Genomic DNA, 20694 nt, shown 5'->3' with positions numbered 1-20694 from the left:
GCGGAGCCCACGTGGTCGGCGACATACTCCCGCCCCATGCGTAGACGCTCCGCCCGCACCGTGGCCGCCGCCGGCCTGATCGCGGGCCTCGCGCTCGCCGGCTGCAGCAACGAGCCACCGACACCCCCGGCCGCACCCGCGAGCCCCGCAGCACCCGTCCCGACGACGACCGGAGCGCTCATCCCCGGCGTGCCGACCGAGGGCACCCGCCCGCCCACGGACAACCTCCCGCTCGCCGCCGAGCCCGAGGGCGCGCCCGCGCCGACGACCACCCCGCCCGGACGCCAGGTCCAGGTCGGCTCGGCGCCCGAGGGCGTCGTGGTCGACCCCGTGACCCGCACGGTCGCGGTGGCCAAGCGGAACCCCAACGAGCTCGTGCTCCTCGACGCCGACACCGGGGCCGTCCGCAGCCGGACCCCGCTGCCCGGCTTCGTCCGCCATCTCCAGCTCGCCGCGCCCGGCGGCCCCGTGCTCGTGCCGGTCGAGAGCGCGAACGCCGTGGTCCGGGTCGCGCTGCCCGGCGGACAGGCCGACCCGCCGCTGGTCGTCGGGACCGTGCCGCACGACGTCACCCAGGCCCCGAACGGCACGATCATCGCGGCCGACGAACTCGGTGGGACCGTGTCGGCCGTGCGCGGCGACCAGGTCGTCAAGATGTTCACCGACGCGGTCCAGCCCGCAGGGGTGGCACCGGTCGGCGACGTCGTCGGGATGGTCGACGTCCGCAAGAACACGCTGACGACCTACAACGTCGCCACCCTGAACATCGTCGGCGAGGCGCCCTCCGGGGCCGGGCCCACCCACCTCGTCGCCGACCGCCACGGCCGCATGATCGCCACCGACACCCGCGGCAACCAGGTGATCGTGTTCGAGCCGACCACCGGGCCGAACGGCGGCCCCCGCGAGGTCGCCCGCGTCGCCCAGCCCGGCGGCCCCTACGGCATCACCTACGACGCCGTCCGCGACCGGGTCTGGGTCGCGTCCTCGGGCACCAACGAGGTCGTCGGGTACGACATGACGGCACCGCAGCCCCGCGAGGTCGCCCGGGTCGCGACCGTCCAGAACCCGTACACCGTCGGCGTCGACCCGCAGACGGGCCGGCTGTTCGTCGCCGGCGTCTCCACCGGCGTCGTCCAGATCATCGACCCGGGCTGACCCCGGGGCCCGTCCCCCCGGACCTCCGGCCGGCTACTGGCCGGTCAGGAGGTCCGGGGGGATGTCGTTGTCCTCGCGGATGGCGTCGAAGAACTGGGCCGACTTCTGCTTGTTCCAGACCACGCCGCCGGAGACGCTGCTCGACAGGTCGACCGGGACCGTCGTGGTGACGCCGCTGCCGCCCGAGAGCGAACGCATCGCGAAGCCCAGGCTGACGAGGTTCCAGATGTGGGTGCTGTTGTCGACCGTCAGCGTCCCGATCGCGGAGTTGGCGAAGGGCACGATCCGGAACGGGTTGAGCAGCACCGTCGGGCTCGACGCCTCGGAGACCAGCGCGGAGAGGAACTTGCGCTGGTTCTGGATGCGCTGCAGGTCGGCGTTCGGGAACGCGCGGGTGCGCACGAAGCCCAGCGCGTTGGGGCCGTCGAGCTCCTGGCACCCGGCGGGCAGGTCGATGCCCGCCTTCGGGTCGTCGATCGCCTCGTCGAGGCACATGTTGACCCCGCCGATGGCGTCGACCATGCCCGCGAAGCCCTCGAACCCGATCTCCGCGTAGTGGTCGACCTCGATGTCCGCGTTCTGCTCGATGGTCTGCGTCAGCAGCTGCGGCCCGCCGATCCCGTAGGCGGAGTTCAATCGGCCGCGGCCGTGACCCGGGATGTTGACGATCGAGTCGCGCGGCAGGCTCGTCAGCGACGTCTGGCCGCCGAACCCGCCGACGTGCACGAGCATCATCGTGTCGGTGCGGCTGCCGTCGACCTCGCCGGTGGAGAGCTGCTGGGCCGCGGCGTCGTCGATGCCGGCCCGGCTGTCCGAGCCGATGATCAGCCAGTTGGTGCCCGAACTCGCCGAGCCCTCGTACTCGGGCAGGGCGTCGACCCGCGTCATGTGCAGGTCGAGGTAGATCCCGAAGCCGACGAACAGCAGCACGATCACCGCGAGCACGGCGCCGATGCGCTTGGGCCAGCTCCAGCGCGACAGCCGGCCGCCGCGGCCGCCACGTCCGGGACCGGTGCGCGACCAGGCGGGCCGCTCGGGCAGGCGCTCACGCCAGGAGGGGCGTGGCTCCTCGCGCGCGGCGCGGGCCACCTCGGGGTCGTAGCCGACCTGCGGGTCACGGCTCCAGTCGGGGGCGCCGACGCGGGTCGCCTGCGGGCGCGGACCGCCCTGACCGTTGCCGGCGCCGTTGCCGCCACCGTTGCCGCCGCCACCGTTCCCTCCACGACCGCGCGAGCCGCGGCCGGGCATGGAGAAGCCGCCGGGACGGGCCGGGGGCGGACCACCGGGCGGCGGGCCCTGCGGTGGCGGGGCTTGGCGTCCGGGCGGCGGTCCGGAGGGCGGACGACCGGGCGGTGGGCCGCCGGGGCCGGGAGGGGGACCGCCGGGGCCTGCGGGGGGTCGTCCCCGTCCGGGGGGACCACCGGGTCGGTTCATCGCCGCCTCACCTCGCGCCTCGCCTCGACGGGACGCCACCGGGCGGGGAGCGCCGGCCGGCTCTCGGGTGCCGGCCGCGGGGCCGTCGTGACCGGTGAGGATACGCAGGCCACGGGCCCGCCCTGCGCCCCCCGCAGCCCGGGGCGTCTCGAGCCTGCTCCGACCGACGTCGGGTCCGCGTTCACACGTCCGGACGAGCGGCCCGGTCGAGGACCGCGAGGACGAGATCGGTGACCGTGGGAGCGAGCTCGAGCAGGCGCCCGCCCCGGCCGTCCTCGACCGCGTCGAGCACGAGCTCGTTGATGCCGCCCACGAGCGCCACGGCGGTCGGACGCGGGATCCCGCTGAGACCGACCAGCTCCGGGACCGACGCTCCCGCGGCCCAGCGCGCGGCCCCGAGGGCGACGAGCGCGGAGAGCTGGTCGGCGAAGCGGTTGAGCACCTCGCGGCGGACCTGCCAGCCGCGCGGACCGAGGCCGCTGATCTCGGTGAGCAGCGTGCGGGTGAGCGCGGGCTTCTCGGCGAGGGCGGCGAGGTAGGCGCGCGTGGCCGCCGCGACCTCGTCCGCCAGGTCCGGCGTCGGCGCCCCGGGACCGGCGTCGACGGCCGGGGCCACGGCCTCGGCGATCCGGGTCAGGGGCTGCTCGGCCGCCGCGACGTAGGCGGCGAGGAAGCAGTCCTCCCGGTCGGCGAAGTGCTGGTAGAAGGTGCGCTTCGAGACGCGGGCGGAGGCGACGACGTCGGCGACGGTGACCGCCGCGTACCCCCGGTCCGCGACCAGCTCGATCATCGCCTCGACGAGGCGGTCGCGATGGGCGGCACCGGACGGGGTGACGGGGGACGCCGGAACGGGCACTGGACAACGGTACCACCGCGTACCACCATGGGGCCCGCATCCGGTACGGTCGCGTACCAACGCGGCGACGGGCACATCCCCGTCCCCGGCGGCGACGACGTCACGAGGAGGACCCGATGACGGAGGCCACCCAGGCCGCCACCCCACCCGGCGAGGACCGGGGCGCGCCCGTGCCCCACCTGGCCGTGGCCATCGTCGGCAACGGCTTCTCCGGCCTCGGCACGGCGATCCGCCTGCGCCAGGCCGGCGAGGACGACTTCCTGATCTTCGAGCGCCACGACGACGTGGGCGGCACCTGGCGGGACAACTCGTACCCCGGCTGCGCCTGCGACGTGCCCAGCCACCTCTACTCGTTCTCGTTCGCGCCGAACCCGGACTGGGGCCGGTCCTTCTCCGCGCAGCCGGAGATCCACGCGTACCTGCAGCGGGTGTCGGCGGAGTACGACATCGACCGCTTCACCCGGCACCGCCACGAGGTGCTCGACGCGACGTGGGACGACGGGGCGCAGCACTGGGTGGTCACCACCAGCCAGGGCGTGTGGACCGCCGACGCGCTCGTGCTGGGCTCGGGCGCGCTGTCGGATCCCTCGTTCCCGGACGTCCCCGGCCTCGAGGACTTCGAGGGCCCGGTGTTCCATTCCGCGACCTGGCGCCACGACCTCGACCTGCGCGGGCGCAAGGTCGCCGTCATCGGTACCGGGGCCTCGGCGATCCAGTTCGTGCCCGAGATCGCGCCCGTCGTCGGCGACCTGAAGGTCTTCCAGCGGACCCCGCCGTGGATCATGCCGCGCCGTGACCGGGCCATCACCGGCGTCGAGAAGCTGCTCTTCCGCTGGTTCCCGCCGGCCCAGCGCCTCGTGCGAGAGGCGATCTACTGGGGCCGCGAGACGTTCGTGTTCGGCTTCCGCGACCCACGGCGGATGGCGAAGGCCGCCGCGCTCGCCGAGGCCCACATGCGCCGCCAGGTGAGCGACCCGGCGCTGCGGGAGAAGATCACCCCGGACTACGCGATGGGCTGCAAGCGCATCCTGCTGTCCAACGACTACCTGCCCGCGCTCGACCGCGACAACGTCGAGGTGATCACCGAGAAGATCGTCGAGGTCCGCCCGAACGCCGTCGTGACCGCCGACGGCACCGAGCACGAGGTCGACACGATCATCGCGGGCACCGGCTTCGCGATCAGTGACCTGCCGATCAGCCACCGCGTCCACGGGCGCGACGGGCGCAGCCTCGCCGACCACTGGGGCGGCACGATGTTCGCCCACAACGGCACGATGATCACGGGCTTCCCGAACGTGTTCACCCTGCTCGGCCCCAACACCGGGCTGGGGCACAACTCGGTCGTGTTCATGATCGAGTCCCAGATCGCGCTGGTGCTCGACACCCTGCGCCACATGCGCGCCCACGGCGTCGGCGCCGTCGAGCCGACCCGGGCCGCCCAGGACGCGTTCGTCGCCGAGATGCAGCGCAAGACCGAGGGCACGGTCTGGGTCGACGGCGGCTGCTCGTCCTGGTACCTCGACGCGCAGGGCAACAACTCGGCACTGTGGCCGACCTTCACGATGCCGTTCCGCCGGCGGGTGCGGCGCTTCCGGCCCGAGGAGCACCACCTGACCGCGACCACCCGATCCTGACCGACGAGGAGACACATCATGGCCACGGACCTGGCAGGCAAGGTCCTGTTCATCACCGGCGCCGCCCGCGGCATCGGCGAGGAGACCGCGCGGCGCGCCGCCGCCCGCGGCGCCCACGTCGCCGCGGTCGGGATGGAGCCCGAGCGGCTGGAGAAGCTGGTCGCCGATCTGGGCCCCGGCCACTGCTGGGCCGAGTGCGACGTCACCGACCAGTCCTCGCTCGACGCGGCCGTCGCCACGACGGTGGCGCAGCTCGGCGGGATCGACGTCGTGATCGCCAACGCGGGCATCGCCAACCACGGCACCGTCGCCGAGAGCCCCGCCGACGTCATCGCGCGGGTCATGGAGGTCAACCTCATCGGCGTCTCGCGCACGGTGTCGGCGACGGTCGGGGAGGTCGAGAAGCGGGGCGGCTACCTGCTGCTCGTGTCCTCGCTGGCCGCGTTCACCGCGCTGCCCGGCATGGCCGCGTACTGCGGGGCCAAGGCCGGCGTCGAGAACTACGGCAACGCCCTGCGCTTCGAGCTCGCCCACCGCGGCGTCGGCGTCGGCACCGCCCACATGGGCTGGATCGACACCGACCTCGTCCGCGACGTCAAGGCCGACTCGTCGACGTTCGAGGACACCCTGAAGAAGCTCCCGCACCCGCTGGGCGCGCTGACCTCCGTCGAGGACTGCGCGAACGCCTTCCTCGAGGGCATCCTCAAGCGCAAGCGCCGGATCTTCGTGCCGAAGGCGGTCGGGATCGTCGCCGCGATGCGCCCGATCACCTTCTCCTGGCTCGGGGACCTGCCCGTCATGGCGCAGGCGAAGCAGATGGTGCCCCGTCTGGAGGAGCAGTTCCGGAAGACCGGACGCACCTTCGGTGCGACGAGTGCGGGGATGGGCAAAGGCCGGCCCTGATCTCACGGCGCGGCCCCTCCGGGTCGCGTAGCGTCGTCGGTGAATCAAGATTCATCGAGACGCCACCACCCGAGAGGGGCCCGCCCGTGACCGACCTCGCCACCGGCCCGGTCTTCACCGACGACTACTGGCGCGCGCCGTTCGCGGTGCTCGGCGAGGTGCGCGAGCAGGCGCCGGTCCGCGAGGTCGACCTGCCCGACGGCGGCACGACCTGGCTGGTCACCCGCTACGCCGACGCGCGCGCGGTGATGGCCGACCCGCGCTTCGTCAAGGACTTCCGCAACTCGCTGCCCGAGGACCAGCGCGCCTCGTTCCCCGGCATCCCCTCGCCGGGCGGGGACATGATGCTGCTCAACGACCCGCCGGTGCACACGCGGCTGCGCAAGCTCGTCGTCAAGGCGTTCACCGTGCGGCGGGTCGCGGCGCTGCGGCCGGGGATCGAGGCGATCGCGACCTCGCTGCTGACCGGGCTGCCCGGTGACGGCGCCGTCGACCTCGTCGAGGCGTACGCGGTCCCGCTGCCGACGGCGGTGATCTGCGAGCTGCTCGGCGTGCCGGTGGAGGACCAGGACGCGTTCGGCGCGTGGTCGCGGACCCTCATCGACGACTCCGGCGAGGCCGCCTCGATGCAGGCCAACGCGAGCCTCGCCGCGTACCTGGGCGAGCTCGTGGAGCGCAAGCGCGCCGAGCCCGACGAGGCCCTGATCTCCGCGCTCATCGAGGTGTCCGAGGAGGGCGAGCAGCTCTCGACGAGCGAGATCGTCGCCATGGGGATGCTGCTGCTCATCGCCGGCCACGAGACCACGGCGACCCTCATCACCACCGCGGTCGAGGCGATGCTGCGCGACCCCGGGCTGCGCGACCGGCTCGCGGCCGCCGACGCCGACGAGCTGAAGGCGGCGATCGAGGAGTTCCTGCGCTGGGGCTCGCCGATCGCCCAGGCGCCCCTGCGCTTCGCCGCGGAGGACGTCGAGCTCTCCGGGGTGACCGTGCCGCGCGGCGCGATGGTCATGGTGTCGCTGGCGGCGGCCAACCACGACCCGGCGCGGTTCGAGCGCCCGGACGACTACGTCGAGGGCCGGGACACCACCGGGCACCTCGCCTTCGGCCACGGCCTGCACTTCTGCCTCGGCGCGTCCCTGGCCCGGCTCGAGGCGGAGGTCGCGCTGCGGACGCTGCTCGACCGCTTCCCGTCGTTCACCGCCGGCACGGACCTGCCCGTGGACCGCCGCCGCAGCGTGCTCGTCAACGCCTGGGCCCGCCTGCCGGTCGTGCTCGACGCCCACGCGGCCGCGTCGGTGTGACCGCACGGCGGCGCCCCCGGACGCTGTGACACCCTGCCCCGGGTGACCCGCGGTTCGAGATCCCCGGCATGACCGGCGCCGTCGGAGCGGACGCCCGCTGGACCCTCGCGATCGACCACGGCACCACCACGACGGTCGGCGCGTGGGCCGACGTCGACCCCCGCGACGGCTGGGTGCGGGTGGGCCCGGTCGCCGTCGACGGGGCCACCTCCATGCCCTCGGCCGTGCTCTCGCGACCGGACGGCGCGGTGCTCGCCGGACGCCCCGCGCTCGAGGCGGGCGCGCAGGACCCGGCCGCGGCGCTCCTGCGCACGCGCCCCCACCTGGCCGCGAGCACCGGCGGGCCGCCCGAGCTGCTGACCCAGTGGCCGCGCCCGACCACCGCGGTGGACGTCGCGACGGCGCTCATCGCGAAGGTCGTCCGCGCCGAGGCGGAACGCCGGCGCACGCTGCCGTCGGTGGTGGTGCTGCTGCACCCGGCGTGGTGGTCGACGCCGGCGCGGGAGGCCCTGCGCGCGGCGGGTCAGGCGGCGCTCTCGGCGATCCCGCTGACCACGCCCGACCAGCTCGAGCTGTTCGACTCCCCGCGCGCGGCCGCGCACCGGCTCGGCGGCCAGGGACGGCTGCTCGTGGTCGACATCGGCGGCGCCGCCACCGAGCTCGCGGTGGTCGACCGCGCGGGCGACGGCACCGGGTCGATGGCCGCGGTCCGGTCGGTCAACGTCGGCGCGGAGGTCCTCGACGACGCCCTGGCCCAGCTCGTGCTCGACCGGGCCCCGCCGATGCTGGCGGCGCGCGTCCGCTTCGGCGGCGACCTGGAGGCCCATCGCGCCTGGTACCGGCTGCGCGCCGCGGTCCGGGAGGCCAAGGAGGGCCTCGGGACGACCGGTCAGGTGACCGTCGCCCTGCCGGTGCTGCCGCCGGAGAACCCGGGATACGGCGTCGTCGCCCTCGACCACGCGGACCTCGGCGGCATGCTCGCGCCGGGGCTCGAGGAGATCGCGCAGGGCATCGATTCGCTCGTGAGCACGCTGACCGGGCCGCGGCCCGCCATGCTCGTGCGCGGCGGGCTGGCCGAGATGCCGCGCATCCGCGAGTGGCTGGCCGAGCGCACCGGGTTCGGGCTGGCTCACGGCGGGGACCCCGGCGCGGTGTCGGCGTTCGGCCCGGCGTCGGGGGCGGCGGCGTGGGCCGCGGAACGGCTGGGTCTGGGGCGTCGCTGAGGGGACGGGTCCGTGGAAGGTGACGCCGTCCACCGCTGCGCCGCCCGCCTCGACGTCCTGTCCGGCGCGACCGTCGCGCGCAGCGACTTCCGGACCCCGTCGCTCGCCACCGCCGACCTCGCGGGACGCACGCTCGTCGCCACCCGCGCGCACGGCAAGCACCTGCTGACCCGGTTCGGCGGCGATCTGACGCTGCACAGCCACCTGCGGATGAGCGGCGCGTGGAGCGTCGTGCGCAAGCGGCACGACGACGGGCGCCCGGCGCTGCCGCGGGGTGCCCGCGCGGTGCTGGAGCTGGACACCGGCGTCTCGCTCGTCGGCGTCGACGTCCCGGTGCTCGCGCTGCTGCGCACCCGCGACGAGCACCGCGTCGTGGGCCACCTCGGGCCCGACGTGCTCGCGGGCGTGCCGACGGCGACGCAGGAGGAGTTCGACCGGGACGACGCCCTCGCCCGGCTGCGCCGCGACCCGGCCCGCCCGGTCGTCGAGACCCTGCTCGACCAGCGCGGGGTGTCCGGGCTCGGCAACCTCTGGGCGGTCGAGGTGTGCTTCCTGCGCGGGCTCTGGCCGTGGACCCCCGTCGGCGACGTCGACCTCGAGCCGCTGCTCGCGCTGGCCCGGCGGATGATCCGGCACAGCCTCGACCACGGCACCGGCATGACGACCACCGGCGTGCGCCGCCGCGGGGAGAACCACTGGGTCACCGGCCGGTCGAACCGGCCGTGCCGGCGCTGCGGCACGCTCGTGCGCTTCCGGCCCGCGGTCGGGTCGGGCGCTCCGTACGCCCGCGAGGTCTGGTGGTGCCCGTCGTGCCAACCGGAGCCGAGCTAGAGGTCGGCGACCGCCCCGATGACGATCACGGCGGGCGGGCGGACCCCGGCCTCGGCGATGGCGTCGGGCAGCTTGACCAGCGTCGACCGCGTCGTCACCTCGCCGGGCAGGCCGCCCTCCTGGACGGCCAGCGCCGGCGTCTCCGGGTCGCGGCCCGCGGTGAGCAGCGCCTCGGCGATCGCGCCGATGTTCTCGACGGCCATGAGCAGTACGACGGTGCCGCGCAGCCGGCCCAGCGCGTCCCAGTCGACGAGCGACTGCTCGTGGCCCGGCGGCAGGTGGCCCGAGACCACCGTGAACTCGTGGGTCACGCCGCGGTGGGTCACCGGCACGCCCGCCAGGGCCGGCACCGCGATCGCGCTGGTGATGCCCGGGACCACCTCGACCTCGACGCCCGCCGCCGCGCAGGCCTGGATCTCCTCCATGCCGCGCCCGAAGACGAACGGGTCGCCGCCCTTGAGGCGCACGACCCGGTGGCCGGCCAGCGCCTCGTCGACGAGCACCTGGTTGATCGTGTCCTGGCTCATGTAGCGCCCGCGGGGCAGCTTCGAGGCGTCGATGACGGTGACGTCCGGCGGCAGCTCGTCGAGCAGCGGCTGCGGCGCGAGCCGGTCGGTGACGACGACGTCGGCCTGCGCCAGCGCCTGGCGCCCGCGCACGGTGATCAGTCCCGGGTCGCCGGGGCCGCCGCCGACGAGCGTGACGCCGGGGCGCACGGCGCGGTGCCGGCGATCGGCCAGGGTGCCGCTGCGCAGGGCCTCCACGGCGCCGTCGCGCACCCCGGTCGCGCGGCGCGGGTCGCCGCCCCCGTGCACCGCGACCGTGATGTCGTCGTAGCGCCCGACCGCCGGCGTGACGGCGGTGCCCGCGTCGGCCTCGTCGGCGCGCACGCAGAACACCCGGGCCCGCTCGGCCTCCGCGGCGACCGCGGCGTTGACCGCGGCGTCGTCGGTGGCCGCGACCGCGTACCAGGCGCCGTCGAGGTCGCCCTCGGCGTACGGGCGGGTCACCCAGGTGATCTCGCGGGAGTCGGCGAGGGCCTCGAGCGCGGTGGTGAGCGCCGGGCTCACGACGACGGTGTCGGCGCCGACCTCGTGCAGCCCGGCCACCCGGCGCTGGGCCACCGAGCCGCCGCCGACCACGACCACGCGCCGGCCGCGCAGGTGCAGCCCGACGGGGTAGACGCGTGCCGTGTCGTTCACGGGCCCTCCTGCTCGATGTCCTTCTCCGTGACCCCGGCCGCGTCGAAGGTGGCGACGTCGGCGAGCGCGCGGGCCGCGGCGGTGACCACCGGCACCGCGAGCAGGGCACCGGTGCCCTCGCCGACCCGCAGCCCGAGGTCGAGCGCGGGCTCGAGACCGAGGTGCTGCAGCGCCAGGGTATGGGCCGGTTCGACCGAGCGGTGACCCGCGAACCAGGCGTGTGACGCGGTCGGCGCGAGCGCCGCGGCCGCGAGCGCCGCCGCGCCGGACACGACGCCGTCGAGCAGCACCGGCGTGCGCAGCGCGGCCGCGCCGAGCAGGAACCCGGCGAGCCCGGCGTGCTCCAGGCCGCCGACCGCCGCGAGGACCTCGAGGGGCCGGTCGTGGGCGTCGTGGTCGATGTCGTGGCGGGCCAGGGCCTCGGCGACGACCGCGACCTTGCGGGCGTGGGTGACGTCGTCGATGCCGGTGCCGCGGCCGGTCACGGCGACCGGGTCGGCGCCGGTGAACGCGGCGACGAGCGCGGCCGAGGCCGTGGTGTTGGCGATGCCCATGTCGCCGGTGACGAGCAGGCGGTTCCCGGCGGTGACCAGGTCGCGGGCGGTGTCGATGCCGGCGGTGACCGCGGCGCGGACCTCCTCGCCGGTCATCGCCGGCTCGACGGTCATGTCCCGCGTCCCGGCGCGGACCTTGCGCGGCAGCAGCCCGGGCGCGGGCGCGAGGTCGGCGGCGACCCCGACGTCCACGACCTGGACCTCGGCGCCCACCGTCGTCGCGAACGCGTTGACCGCGGCGCCGCCGGCCAGGAAGTTCGCGACCATCTGCGTCGTCACCTCCTGCGGCCAGGGGGTCACGCCGCGGGCGTGCACGCCGTGGTCGCCCGCGAAGATCGCGACGACGGCCGGCTCCGGCACCGGCGGCGGGCAGGTCCCCGCCAGCCCGGCCAGCCGCACGCCCAGCTCCGCGACGCCGCCGAGCGCGCCCGGCGGGACGGTCATGCGGGTGAGGTGCTCGCGGGCCGCGGCGGCACCGGGTCCGGGGTCGATCTCCGCGATCGCGGCGAGCGTCTCGTCGAGCGGGTCCATGTGGTGGCGCCCCCAGGTCTCCTCGTGCACGGCCCACGCCAGCGGTCGGCGCCGGGCCCATCCGGCGGTGGCGAGCTCGGGCTCGGCGGCGAAGCCGTCGACGTGCCCGACGCAGAGGTAGGCGACGATCTCGAGGTGCTCGGGCATCCCCACCCGCTCGTGCAGGACCCTCGCCAGGGCGCGCTCGTCGAAGAAGCTCACCCAGCCGACCCCGAGGTCCTCGGCGCGCGCCGCGAGCCAGAGGTTCTGCACGGCCCCGGCCACCGAGTGCGCCGCCATCCGGGGCTGCGTGTGGCGCCCGAGGACGTGCCGGCCGCCCCGGGTGGGGTCGCAGGTCACGACGACCCCCAGCGGCGCCTCGCGGATCGCCTCGACGCGCAGGCCGGCGAACGCCCTCGCGCGCGCCGCCGGGAGGGACCGGGCGAACGCGTCACGCTGGTGCTGCGCCAGGGCCGCCAGCTCGTCGCGGAGCTCCGGGCTGCGCAGCACGAGGAAGTCCCAGGGCTGGGAGAACCCGACGCTCGGGGCGGCGTGCGCGGCCTCGAGCACCCGGAGCAGGCGGTCGTCGTCCACCGGTGTGCCGACGAACCCCGTCCGCACGTCGCGGCGGGCGCGCAGCACGCGGTGGAGGGCGTCGCGGTCGCCGGGGTGCAGGCTCACGCGAGCACCGTGCGCAGCGCGTCGACGAACCGGTCGGTGATCTCGGGGGTGCGCACGGCGATCCGCACGTGCTCGGCGTCGAGGCCCGGGAACGTGTCGCCGCGCCGGACCGCCCAGCCGTGCCCGCGCAGGCGCTCGCGGACGTCGGCGCGGCCCGGGGTGCGGACGAGGACGAAGCTCGCCTGCGGGGTCGCGCGCACGTCGATGCCGTCGAGACCGTCCAGGGCCGTGCGCAGGTGCTCGCGGTCGCCGGCGAGCGCCCGGGCCGCGTCGTCGGCCTCGGCGAGGGCGGCGGGGGTGCTGCAGGCGGCGAGGGCGACGAGCGCCGGGGTCGAGACGGACCAGGGCGGGGCCGCGGCGCGCAGGTCCCGGGCGAGAGCGGCGGGCGCGAGCGCGTAGCCGACGCGCAGCCCGGCGAGGCCCCAGGTCTTGGTCAGGCTGCGCAGGACGACGAGTCCGGGGAGGTCCCGGCGGTCCGCGAGCGACTCCGGCTCCCCGGGCGCGGTGTCGATGAAGGCCTCGTCGACCACGAGGGTGCGGCCGGGCCTCGTCAGCGCGGCGACGACCTCGCCCGGGTGGCGCACCGAGGTCGGGTTCGTGGGGTTGCCGACGACGACGAGGTCGGCGCTCTCCGGCACCGCCGCGGGGTCGAGGGTCAGGTCGCCGTCCAGCACCACCCGGTCGACGTCGTGACCCGCCGTCCGCAGTGCCGCCTCGGGCTCGGTGAACTGGGGGTGCACGACCACCGCGTGGCGGGGGCGCAGGGCCCGGGCGAGCAGCACGAACCCCTCGGCGCCGCCCGCGGTGGGCACGACCTCGTCCCCGGGACGGGCATGGCGCGCGGCCACCGCCGCGACCGCCTCGCGGGTGTCCGGGTAGGCGGCGAGGTCGGCGAGGCTCGCGGTGAGGCGCTCGCGCAACCAGGCCGGCGGGGTGCCGGCGCGCACGTTGACCGCCAGGTCGACCAGGCCCGGTCCGACCTCGGTGTCGCCGTGGTGGTGGAGGTCGTGGGCGACCTCGTGGGTGGACAGCGTCACCGGCGTCCGCGGGCGACCCGCCGCAGCACCGCCTCGGCCTCGGGGACGGACGCGGCGAGCACCGACGTCACCACCCGCGGCGCGGCGCCCTCGTCCCAGTCCGCGGCCTGCATGCGGGCGACGAGCTCGCGGGCGAGCGTGTCGACGCGCGCGGCGGCCTCGACCCGGTCCCGCACCGGTCCCTCGCCGAGCAGGTCGAGCGGGAGCTGCCCGGCACCGGCGAGCACGCGGCGCAGGTCGGGGAGCACGCGGTCGGCGCGGCGGGGTGCGGTCCGGGTGCGCGTCACCGGCGGGTGCGCGCGGGCGTGCGGGGTCACGGGTGCGTGCATGTCGTCGCCGGCCTTCCTCGGGGTTCCTCGCCCGATGTCGCTGCCTTCTCGACGGCCGGAGTCTCCTGGCTCCCGGATCGCTGCTCGCCCCGGCCTTCCCGCCGGCGTGGTGCCGGCCGTGGCCTCCTCGTGGGGTCCGCTCCCCGGTGACAGTGGCGGGACCGCGCCGGATTCACACCGGCTTCCTCCGCGTCCGTCGACGGGCAAGCCGACCATGCGGACGGTGCCCCGGTCAACGCGCCGGCCAGGGTCCGGCGTGTGGCGTTACGGACGTTCTCTGTCAGCCGTGCCCCACCACTGACACGGGGACTCGCCCGATCAGCGCAGCAGGCCCTGCCGGAAGCCACGGGCGACGGCGTCGGCACGGTCGCCCGCGCCGAGCTTGCGGAACAGGCGCCGGGCGTGGGTCTTCACCGTGTCCTCGGCGAGCACGAGCTCGGCGGCGATCTCGGCGTTGGACAGGCCCTCGGTCATGCCGAGCAGCACGTCCATCTCCCGCTCGGAGAGCTCGCTCACGGCGGGGCGGGCGCCCGGCAGGACGCCGGGGTCGGCGAGGTCGCCGGCGCGCAGGAAGCCCCGGGCGCCGAGACGCAGGGCCCAGGCGGCGCGCTCGTCCTCGGAGGCGGGGTCGGCGGCGGGGGCCCGCTCGACGACGTCGAGCCCGGTCGCCGGAGGCTCGCCGACGACCAGCACGGGAGTCTCGGGGGCGTGGCGGCGGACCTGGCGGACGGCCTCCATCCAGGCGCTGCCCTCGTCGGCGCCGACCAGCACGACGTCGGGCTCGTCGCCCCTCGCCGCGGTGCCGGTGAGCCGGACGACCAGGTCCGGCACGTTGTCGATGCACGGGAGGTCGTCGAAGACGGACGAGAGGTGGCCGACCAGGCGCTCCCGGCCGGGAGTCGCTCCGGCGAACACGAGACACGATCCCATTTCACGCGCTCCTCACCCCGATGAGTGCTCTCACAATCGCACACGGTGAGCGCCGATCGGGTGACCCCCTCCCCTGACGGGCGGGGCGGCCACGGCGTGGAGGGCCTCCGGCGGGGTGACGCCGCGCCGGCGGAGGATCTCGAGCAGCACGGGACCGACCCCCCGCGCGCCGCCGTCGACGACGCTCAGGGCGAGCGACGCGCCGTCCGGCAGCACCGCGAGGAGCACGCCCTCGGCGCCCACCTTGGACAGCGCGCCGGGCAGCAGGGTCATGAGCACGGTGTCCAGCCGGTCGGGGCCGGCCACGAGGTCGGGGTGGGCGCGCATCGCCGCGGCGACGCGGTGGGCCGCCGTGCCCGGCGCCGCGTCGGCGAGGTGGCGCCCGAGGCGGGCGACGGCGACGAGGTCGGTCGCGAACGCCGGCGCGCCGCACCCGTCGACCGTCGTCGCGTGTACGGGACCGGCCACCCGCTCGAGGGTCGCCCGGACGTGCTGCTGCAACGGGTGGGCGGGGTCGAGGTGGTCGTCGAGCGGCCAGCCCCGGGCGAGGCAGGCCGCGAGGAATGCCGCGTGCTTGCCCGAGCAGTTCATGGCGAGGCGTGTGGGCGCACGCTCGCCCCAGGCGTGGTCGGCGGCGAGGCCCAGCGGGCGCGCCGGCGGGCACCGCAGCGCGTCCTCGCCCAGGCCGAGGCGGGCGAGCAGCCGCGCCGCCAGCGCGAGATGGTCCGGCTCGCCCGAGTGCGACCCGGCGGCGAGCGCGAGCTCCCGGTCGTCCAGCTGGGCACCGGCCTCGAGCACCGCCACCGCCTGCGCGGGCTTGATCGCCGAGCGCGGCAGCATCGGTGCCTCCACCGGCCCCGCGCGCAGCTCCTCGGACCCGTCGGGCCCCAGGACGACGAGCCGCACCCGGTGCTCGGACTCGACGAGGTCGCCGCGGGTGACCTCGACCAGCGCCTCGCCGGTCACACCAGACGCTCGGCCAGCGTGCGGGCGCGCCCGGCCCGTTCCTCGGCGTCCTCGACGCGCGGGTCGGCGAGCTCGCCGGAGTCGGCGATGTTCGCCCCCACGAGCGCCGCCGCCGACTCGGCGGCCGCCGCCGCGAGGAACACGGCGGTGACCGCGTCGCCCGCGAGCGCGTCGGGACCGCTCTCGGCGAGCAGGGCCGCGAGCTCGGCCACGCGCACCGCCAGCGTCACGACGTCGGCGGGCACCTGCACGATCGCCTCCGCCGCGGCCGGCCCGCCGCCGGGCTTGCGGCGCGCCTCGAGGAACCCGCTGTAGGCCTCGACGTCGTCGTCGGCCAGGCGCAGGGCCCGGGCGCGCAGGCGGTCGAGCTCCTCGACGGCCTCCCGGTCGGCGGCGCCCTTGGCCACCTTGGTGGCGAGGCCCGCGGCCAGGGACGCGGTGACCGCGGCCGTCGACCCCGCCGCTGGGCCGGGCCCCCGGGCCGCGAGGACCTCCCCGAACCGCCCGACCGACAGCTCCCCCAGCGGCCTGCTCACGGAGGACGTCAGAAGAGCCCCACGATCGTGCCGTCGGGCTTGACGTCGATGTGGTGGGCGGCGGGGTTCTTGCCGAGGCCGGGCATGGTCCGCATGTCGCCGCAGATCGGGTAGATGAAGCCGGCGCCGACCGACGCGCGGACCTCGCGCACCGGCATCCGCCAGCCCGTCGGCGCGCCCAGCAGCTTGGGGTCCGACGAGATCGAGAGGTGGGTCTTGGCGATGCACACCGGGAGGTTCCCGAAACCGTTGCGCTCGTAGAGGTCGATCGAGGTGTTCGCGGCCGGGGCGTAGTCGACGCCGTCGGCGCCGTAGACCTTGGTCGCGACCGTCTCGATCTTCTCGCGGAGCGGGGCGTCGTCGGGGTAGAGCAGCTGGAAGTGGCTCTCCTCGTTCGCGGCCTCGGCGACGGCCTCGGCGAGCTCCGCCGCGCCGCGACCGCCGTCGCTGAAGTGCGTCGACACCGCGACCCGCGCGCCGAGCGACTCGGCGATCTCGCGGATCGCCCGGTGCTCGCTCTCGTGGTCGGTGGGGAACGCGTTGATGCAGACCACCGGCGAGACGCCGTGCAGGCGCATGTTCTCGATCTGCTTGCGCAGGTTGGCCCCGCCGGCGTGCACCTCCTCGGGGTTCTCCTCGAGCAGCGCCGGCGGCAGCTCCTTGCCGGCGACGATCTTGTGGTTGCCGGAGTGCGCCTTGAGCGCCCGCACCGTCGCCACGACCACCGCGGCGTCCGGCGTCATCCCCGACGCCCGGCACTTGATGTTGAAGAAGCGCTCGGCGCCCATGTCCGCGCCGAACCCGGCCTCGGTGACGAGGAAGTCGCCGCCGTGGATGCCGATCCGGTCGGCGACGATCGACGAGTTGCCGTGTGCGATGTTGCCGAAGGGCCCGGCGTGCACGAGCACCGGCGTGTTCTCCAGCGTCTGCATGAGGTTGGGCTTGAGCGCGTCGCGCATGAGCGCGGCCATCGCCCCGGCGCCGTGAATGTCCTCGGCGGTCACCGCGTCGCCGTCGCGGGTGTAGCCGACGACGATGCGCCCGAGGCGCTGGCGCAGCTCGGCGAGGTCGTTGGACAGCGCGAGGACGGCCATCACCTCGGAGGCCGAGGTGATGTCGAAGCCGGACTCGCGCGGCACGCCGTCCATGCGCCCGCCGAGACCGGTGACGACGTTGCGCAGCGCGCGCTCGTTGACGTCGAGCACGCGGCGCCAGGTGACGCGGTACGGGTCGAGGCCGGCCTCGTTGCCCTGGTAGAGGTGGTTGTCGAGCACCGCCGAGAGCATGTTGTGGGCGCTCGTGACGGCGTGGAAGTCGCCGGTGAGGTGGAGGTTGAACTTCTCCATCGGCACGACCTGCGAGTAGCCCCCGCCGGCGGCGCCGCCCTTGATGCCGAACGTCGGCCCCATGCTCGGCTGGCGGATCGCGACGACCCCGCGCTTGCCGATGTGCGAGAACGCCTGCCCGAGCCCGACCGTGGTGGTCGTCTTGCCCTCACCCAGCGGAGTCGGGGTGATCGCTGTCACGACGACGTACTTGGCCCGCGGGCGGTCCGCCATCGCCTCGATCGCGTCCAGTTCGATCTTGGCGACGTCCGTGCCGTGGCGCTCCAGGAGCTCGGGCGGCAGGTCCATCTGCCGGGCCACGTCGTCCATGGGCTGCAGCGTCGCGGCCTGCGCGATGTCGAGGTCCGACGGGATGCTCACGGGTCCTCCTGAGTTCACGCCACCCCGGCTCCGGCCTCGCCGCCGGGGGACTCGGTGACGGGGAACGCTCGCAGACCGGCGCCGTTCTGTCAGCCCGACGTGTCACGCTCCGTGGCCCGTGCCGATCTCCCGCGCGGTGTCCGGATGCGCGACGATGAGCCCGTGGCGGGCGGGGCGGGACGGCGGCGGCTGCTGGCGGCCGTACTCGCCCTCGGCGCGGCGCTCCTCCTCGCCCCGAACGCCGCGGCGGAGGTGGCTGCGCCGGACTGCCCGGCGGTCGCGCTGTTCGCGGTCCCCGGCACCCGGGAGACCTCGGAGGACGCCGACCCCGCCCGGTCGATCGGGCTGCTCTCGGGACTCACCGACCCGCTCGCCGCGCGCTGGGGCGACGCGTTGTCGGTGCGCTACGTGCCCTACCCCGCGTCGCTCGACCGCCCGTTCTACCTGGTCAGCGAGCAGCGCGGCGCCGAACGGCTGGCCCGCGACGCCGCCGACGTGGCCGCCCGCTGCCCCGGGACGACGATCGCGCTCGTCGGCTACAGCCAGGGCGCCGACGTCGTCTCCGACGTGCTCCACCGGGCGGCCAACGGCACGGTCCCGCTCGCGCCCGAACGCATCGGCGGCGCGGTGATGCTCGGCAGCCCGCGGCGCGATCCCCGCTCGCCGAACCTGATCGAGACGCCGGGCCGGGGCGTGCTCGGACCCCGGCCGACCCGCGAGCTCGCCGTCTACGACGGCCGGGTCTACGAGGTCTGCGCGCCGGGCGACCCGATCTGCGCGACCGAGAACCTCGACGTCCGCGTGTTCCGCGAGGGTTGGTTCTCCGGCACCCACCGCTCCTACCCGACGCTGGCGGTCGGGCCGGCGGGGACGCCGCTGTTCACCGTGCTCGGGCGGGGGATCGACGCCCTCGTGACCCGCACCACCGCCAGCGCCGTCGGCACCGCCGCGAGCGGCTGAGGACGTCCGCGGTGGGCCGGGGTTCAGTCGCGGAAGGCGGCCCGCCGCTGCTCGTGGGTGCGGGCGTCGCCCATCCGGCGGACGCGGTCCTGCTGCTCGTCGGTCGCGATGCCCCCCGCCACCGCGCGCTCGGCCTCGGCCATCGCGCGGTCGATCGCGGCCTCGTCGGCGTCCGCCGGCGTCGGGGCCACCCACCCGCGGCGGGCGTCCTCCGGCTCCGGGCGGCGCTCGGTGCTGCCGATCACTGTGGTCACCTCCGGTCACACATCAGCGTGTCGTGGCTCGGGTGTCCGGCGCCCGAGGAGCCCAACCGGTCACGTACCTCACGTGGACACGTCCGGTGAGCGCCGCGGCCGGCGTCGTGCTCGCGGGCGGGCGGTCCCGTCGGATGGGCCGCGACAAGGCCCTGCTGCCGCTCGGCGGGACGACGCTGCTCGGCCACGTCCTCGACGTCCTCGCCGAGGCCGTGGAGGGGCCGCTGCTCGTGGTGGGCGCCGCCGAGGGGTCGCGGGCGTTGCCCCCCGGCGCCGCCGAGCAGCCCTGGCACGGGCGGTGCCGTGTCGTCCACGACCCGGTGCCCGACGACGGTCCCCTGCGCGGCCTCGCGACCGGCCTCACGGCGGCGGCCGGGGCCGGCGCGGCGACGGCGTTCGTCGCCGCCGTCGACCTGCCCCACCTGCACGCCGCCGTCGTCCGCGCCGTGCTCGCCCACCGCGTGCCGCCGGTCGAGGTCGCCGTGCCGGTGCTGGACGGGCACCGCCAGCCCCTCCTCGCGGCGTACGCCACCACCCTGGCCGCCCGCGCCGAGGACCTCCTCGCCCGCGGCGAGCGCCGCTCCGGCGCGCTGGTGGCCGCGAGCAGGGTCCGCGAGATCCCCCCCGCCGAGCTCCTCGCCGACCCGGACGTCGCCGCCGCCGACCCGGACCTGCGCGCCGGACGGGGCGTGAACACCCCCGAGGAGTGGGACGCGGAACGCGGCTGACGCGGTGCGCCGCGCCTAGGCTCGTGACCATGGCGGACCTCACCGACCCCGAGATCGTCGCCTTCCTCACGGAGGGCACCCGCACCGGCAAGATCGGGTGGACCGCCCGCGACGGCCGCCCGCTGGTGGCCCCGATCTGGTTCCTCGTCGAGGACGGCACGATCGTCTTCAACACCGGCTCCGACACCGCGAAGGGCAAGGCGTTCGCCCGCGACCCGCGCGTCGTCCTCTGCGTCGACCTCCAGGAGGCGCCGTACGCCTTCGTCCAGGTGCAGGGCTCGGTGACGCTCTCGGAGGACCCCGACGAGCTGCTCCGCACGGCCACCGAGCTGGGCGGGCGCTACATGGGCGCCGACCGGGCGGGCGAGTACGGGCGACGCAACGCCGTGCCCGGCGAGCTCGTGGTGCGCCTGCACCCGTCCAAGGTCGTGTCCTCCCTGAACGTCGCGGGATGACCCCGCCGGCGCTGGCGCGGGCGCTCGACCTCGCGCCGCACCCCGAGGGCGGCTGGTTCCGCCGCACCTGGACGGCGGCGCCGACGCTGCAGCCGCCCGGCTACCCCGGTCCGCGGGCGAGCGCCACCGCGATCCACTACGTCCTCGCCCCCGGCGAGGAGTCCCGCTGGCACCGGGTGCGCTCCGACGAGCTGTGGTGCTGGCACCGCGGCCCGGCGCTGTCGCTGTGGCTGGGCGGCGACGGCGAGCGCCCGGTGCCCGACGCGGAGGCCGAGGAGATCGTCCTGGGCGACCGCGTCGAGGACGGCCACGCCGCCCACGCCCTCGTCCCCGGCGGCGTGTGGCAGCGCGCCGCGCCCGCACCGGACGCCGGCGCCGAGGTGCTGGTGACCTGCGTCGTGAGCCCGGGCTTCGACGACGCGGACTTCACGCTGTGCCCTCCGGGCATGTGAGCACTTTCGCGTGCTCCAGCACCTCGAAATGCTCACATGCGCCGGAGGCGCACC

The 20694-nt window shown here is 75.8% G+C and carries 21 protein-coding genes and 1 riboswitch; of the genes, 10 read left to right on the top strand and 11 right to left on the bottom strand.

Features of this window, described 5'->3' with window-relative positions:
- The first annotated feature begins 36 nt into the window (after positions 1–36).
- Positions 37–1155, top strand: a complete 1119-nt coding sequence (locus ACR9E3_RS30205; protein ID WP_460384638.1) for an NHL repeat-containing protein — start codon at positions 37–39, stop codon at positions 1153–1155.
- Between the two features lie 33 nt (positions 1156–1188).
- Here the strand turns inward: ACR9E3_RS30205 and ACR9E3_RS30200 are convergent, their stop codons facing one another.
- Together ACR9E3_RS30200 and ACR9E3_RS30195 are read right to left on the bottom strand one after the other, a co-directional pair.
- Positions 1189–2403: an LCP family protein gene (locus ACR9E3_RS30200; RefSeq protein ID WP_460384636.1), complete on the bottom strand. Its 1215-nt coding sequence runs from the start codon at positions 2401–2403 to the stop codon at positions 1189–1191.
- 367 nt (positions 2404–2770) lie between these two features.
- On the bottom strand, positions 2771–3445 hold the full coding sequence (locus ACR9E3_RS30195; RefSeq protein ID WP_460384634.1) for a TetR/AcrR family transcriptional regulator: 675 nt from the start codon (positions 3443–3445) through the stop codon (positions 2771–2773).
- A gap of 116 nt (positions 3446–3561) precedes the next feature.
- Here ACR9E3_RS30195 and ACR9E3_RS30190 point away from each other — a divergent pair, with 116 nt between their 5' ends.
- From ACR9E3_RS30190 to ACR9E3_RS30170, 5 genes are all read left to right on the top strand, one after another.
- Positions 3562–5079, top strand: coding sequence for a flavin-containing monooxygenase (locus ACR9E3_RS30190; RefSeq protein ID WP_460384632.1), 1518 nt, complete (start codon positions 3562–3564; stop codon positions 5077–5079).
- 18 nt (positions 5080–5097) lie between these two features.
- A complete protein-coding gene (locus ACR9E3_RS30185) occupies positions 5098–5982 on the top strand; it encodes an SDR family oxidoreductase (protein WP_460384630.1) in 885 nt (294 codons plus the stop codon).
- 86 nt (positions 5983–6068) lie between these two features.
- The gene (locus ACR9E3_RS30180; protein WP_460384628.1) at positions 6069–7286 is read left to right on the top strand and encodes a cytochrome P450 family protein; all 1218 of its coding nucleotides are present in this window, start codon (positions 6069–6071) and stop codon (positions 7284–7286) included.
- Positions 7287–7354: 68 nt separating this feature from the next.
- Positions 7355–8509, top strand: coding sequence for an Hsp70 family protein (locus ACR9E3_RS30175; protein ID WP_460384626.1), 1155 nt, complete (start codon positions 7355–7357; stop codon positions 8507–8509).
- A 12-nt stretch (positions 8510–8521) separates the two neighbouring features.
- Positions 8522–9340 (top strand): DNA-formamidopyrimidine glycosylase family protein, encoded by an 819-nt coding sequence (locus ACR9E3_RS30170; RefSeq protein ID WP_460384624.1) that lies wholly within the window; start codon positions 8522–8524, stop codon positions 9338–9340.
- Here the strand turns inward: ACR9E3_RS30170 and cobA are convergent.
- From cobA to ACR9E3_RS30130, 8 genes are all read right to left on the bottom strand, one after another.
- Complete coding sequence (gene cobA / locus ACR9E3_RS30165) at positions 9337–10542, bottom strand: uroporphyrinogen-III C-methyltransferase (RefSeq protein WP_460384622.1); 1206 nt, start codon at positions 10540–10542, stop codon at positions 9337–9339. The genes ACR9E3_RS30170 and cobA overlap by 4 nt on opposite strands.
- Positions 10539–12287 (bottom strand): nicotinate-nucleotide--dimethylbenzimidazole phosphoribosyltransferase, encoded by a 1749-nt coding sequence (gene cobT, locus ACR9E3_RS30160; RefSeq protein WP_460384620.1) that lies wholly within the window; start codon positions 12285–12287, stop codon positions 10539–10541. Before cobT ends, cobA begins: the two co-directional genes overlap by 4 nt.
- A complete protein-coding gene (gene cobC / locus ACR9E3_RS30155; RefSeq protein ID WP_460384618.1) occupies positions 12284–13324 on the bottom strand; it encodes an Rv2231c family pyridoxal phosphate-dependent protein CobC in 1041 nt (346 codons plus the stop codon). The genes cobT and cobC overlap by 4 nt, the downstream gene beginning before the upstream one ends.
- Positions 13321–13653, bottom strand: a complete 333-nt coding sequence (locus tag ACR9E3_RS30150) for a hypothetical protein (protein WP_460384616.1) — start codon at positions 13651–13653, stop codon at positions 13321–13323. Before ACR9E3_RS30150 ends, cobC begins: the two co-directional genes overlap by 4 nt.
- A gap of 59 nt (positions 13654–13712) precedes the next feature.
- A riboswitch (cobalamin riboswitch) is annotated at positions 13713–13840 on the bottom strand.
- Between the two features lie 131 nt (positions 13841–13971).
- Entirely contained in the window at positions 13972–14583 is a 612-nt protein-coding gene (locus ACR9E3_RS30145; RefSeq protein ID WP_460384614.1) for a response regulator transcription factor, read from the bottom strand.
- Positions 14584–14613: 30 nt separating this feature from the next.
- Complete coding sequence (locus tag ACR9E3_RS30140) at positions 14614–15549, bottom strand: asparaginase (RefSeq protein ID WP_460384612.1); 936 nt, start codon at positions 15547–15549, stop codon at positions 14614–14616.
- Complete coding sequence (locus ACR9E3_RS30135) at positions 15546–16085, bottom strand: cyclodeaminase/cyclohydrolase family protein (RefSeq protein WP_460384610.1); 540 nt, start codon at positions 16083–16085, stop codon at positions 15546–15548. The genes ACR9E3_RS30140 and ACR9E3_RS30135 overlap by 4 nt, the downstream gene beginning before the upstream one ends.
- 8 nt (positions 16086–16093) lie before the next feature.
- The gene (locus ACR9E3_RS30130) at positions 16094–17791 is read right to left on the bottom strand and encodes a formate--tetrahydrofolate ligase (RefSeq protein WP_460384608.1); all 1698 of its coding nucleotides are present in this window, start codon (positions 17789–17791) and stop codon (positions 16094–16096) included.
- A 144-nt stretch (positions 17792–17935) separates the two neighbouring features.
- Here ACR9E3_RS30130 and ACR9E3_RS30125 point away from each other — a divergent pair, with 144 nt between their 5' ends.
- Positions 17936–18751 carry a cutinase family protein gene (locus ACR9E3_RS30125; protein ID WP_460384606.1) on the top strand — a complete coding sequence of 272 codons (816 nt, stop codon included), beginning with the start codon at positions 17936–17938 and terminating at the stop codon, positions 18749–18751.
- Positions 18752–18774: 23 nt separating this feature from the next.
- On the opposite strand, the gene ACR9E3_RS30120 is transcribed toward ACR9E3_RS30125, so the two are convergent.
- Positions 18775–19005, bottom strand: a complete 231-nt coding sequence (locus tag ACR9E3_RS30120; protein WP_460384604.1) for a hypothetical protein — start codon at positions 19003–19005, stop codon at positions 18775–18777.
- Positions 19006–19091: 86 nt separating this feature from the next.
- On the opposite strand from ACR9E3_RS30120, the gene ACR9E3_RS30115 reads away from it, so the two are divergent.
- From ACR9E3_RS30115 to ACR9E3_RS30105, 3 genes are read left to right on the top strand one after another with little or no spacing between them, the layout of a single operon-like run.
- Positions 19092–19733 carry an NTP transferase domain-containing protein gene (locus tag ACR9E3_RS30115; RefSeq protein ID WP_460384602.1) on the top strand — a complete coding sequence of 214 codons (642 nt, stop codon included), beginning with the start codon at positions 19092–19094 and terminating at the stop codon, positions 19731–19733.
- Positions 19734–19762: 29 nt separating this feature from the next.
- Positions 19763–20188 carry a PPOX class F420-dependent oxidoreductase gene (locus ACR9E3_RS30110; RefSeq protein ID WP_460384600.1) on the top strand — a complete coding sequence of 142 codons (426 nt, stop codon included), beginning with the start codon at positions 19763–19765 and terminating at the stop codon, positions 20186–20188.
- Complete coding sequence (locus ACR9E3_RS30105; protein ID WP_460384598.1) at positions 20185–20640, top strand: cupin domain-containing protein; 456 nt, start codon at positions 20185–20187, stop codon at positions 20638–20640. Before ACR9E3_RS30110 ends, ACR9E3_RS30105 begins: the two co-directional genes overlap by 4 nt.
- The last annotated feature ends 54 nt before the right edge of the window (positions 20641–20694 follow it).

Source organism: Actinomycetospora sp. C-140 (assembly GCF_054796175.1).
This window is presented reverse-complemented; position numbering and strand designations above follow the sequence as displayed.

What these genes read in the sequence shown, in the direction of transcription:
- ACR9E3_RS30205 (WP_460384638.1), top strand. Translation starts at nt 37, where the DNA reads ATGCGTAGACGCTCCGCCCGCACCGTGGCCGCCGCCGGCCTGATCGCG.
- ACR9E3_RS30200 (WP_460384636.1), bottom strand. Translation starts at nt 2,403, where the DNA reads ATGCCCGGCCGCGGCTCGCGCGGTCGTGGAGGGAACGGTGGCGGCGGC.
- ACR9E3_RS30190 (WP_460384632.1), top strand. Translation starts at nt 3,562, where the DNA reads ATGACGGAGGCCACCCAGGCCGCCACCCCACCCGGCGAGGACCGGGGC.
- ACR9E3_RS30185 (WP_460384630.1), top strand. Translation starts at nt 5,098, where the DNA reads ATGGCCACGGACCTGGCAGGCAAGGTCCTGTTCATCACCGGCGCCGCC.
- ACR9E3_RS30175 (WP_460384626.1), top strand. Translation starts at nt 7,355, where the DNA reads ATGACCGGCGCCGTCGGAGCGGACGCCCGCTGGACCCTCGCGATCGAC.
- ACR9E3_RS30150 (WP_460384616.1), bottom strand. Translation starts at nt 13,653, where the DNA reads ATGCACGCACCCGTGACCCCGCACGCCCGCGCGCACCCGCCGGTGACG.
- ACR9E3_RS30145 (WP_460384614.1), bottom strand. Translation starts at nt 14,583, where the DNA reads ATGGGATCGTGTCTCGTGTTCGCCGGAGCGACTCCCGGCCGGGAGCGC.
- ACR9E3_RS30125 (WP_460384606.1), top strand. Translation starts at nt 17,936, where the DNA reads ATGCGCGACGATGAGCCCGTGGCGGGCGGGGCGGGACGGCGGCGGCTG.
- ACR9E3_RS30110 (WP_460384600.1), top strand. Translation starts at nt 19,763, where the DNA reads ATGGCGGACCTCACCGACCCCGAGATCGTCGCCTTCCTCACGGAGGGC.
- ACR9E3_RS30105 (WP_460384598.1), top strand. Translation starts at nt 20,185, where the DNA reads ATGACCCCGCCGGCGCTGGCGCGGGCGCTCGACCTCGCGCCGCACCCC.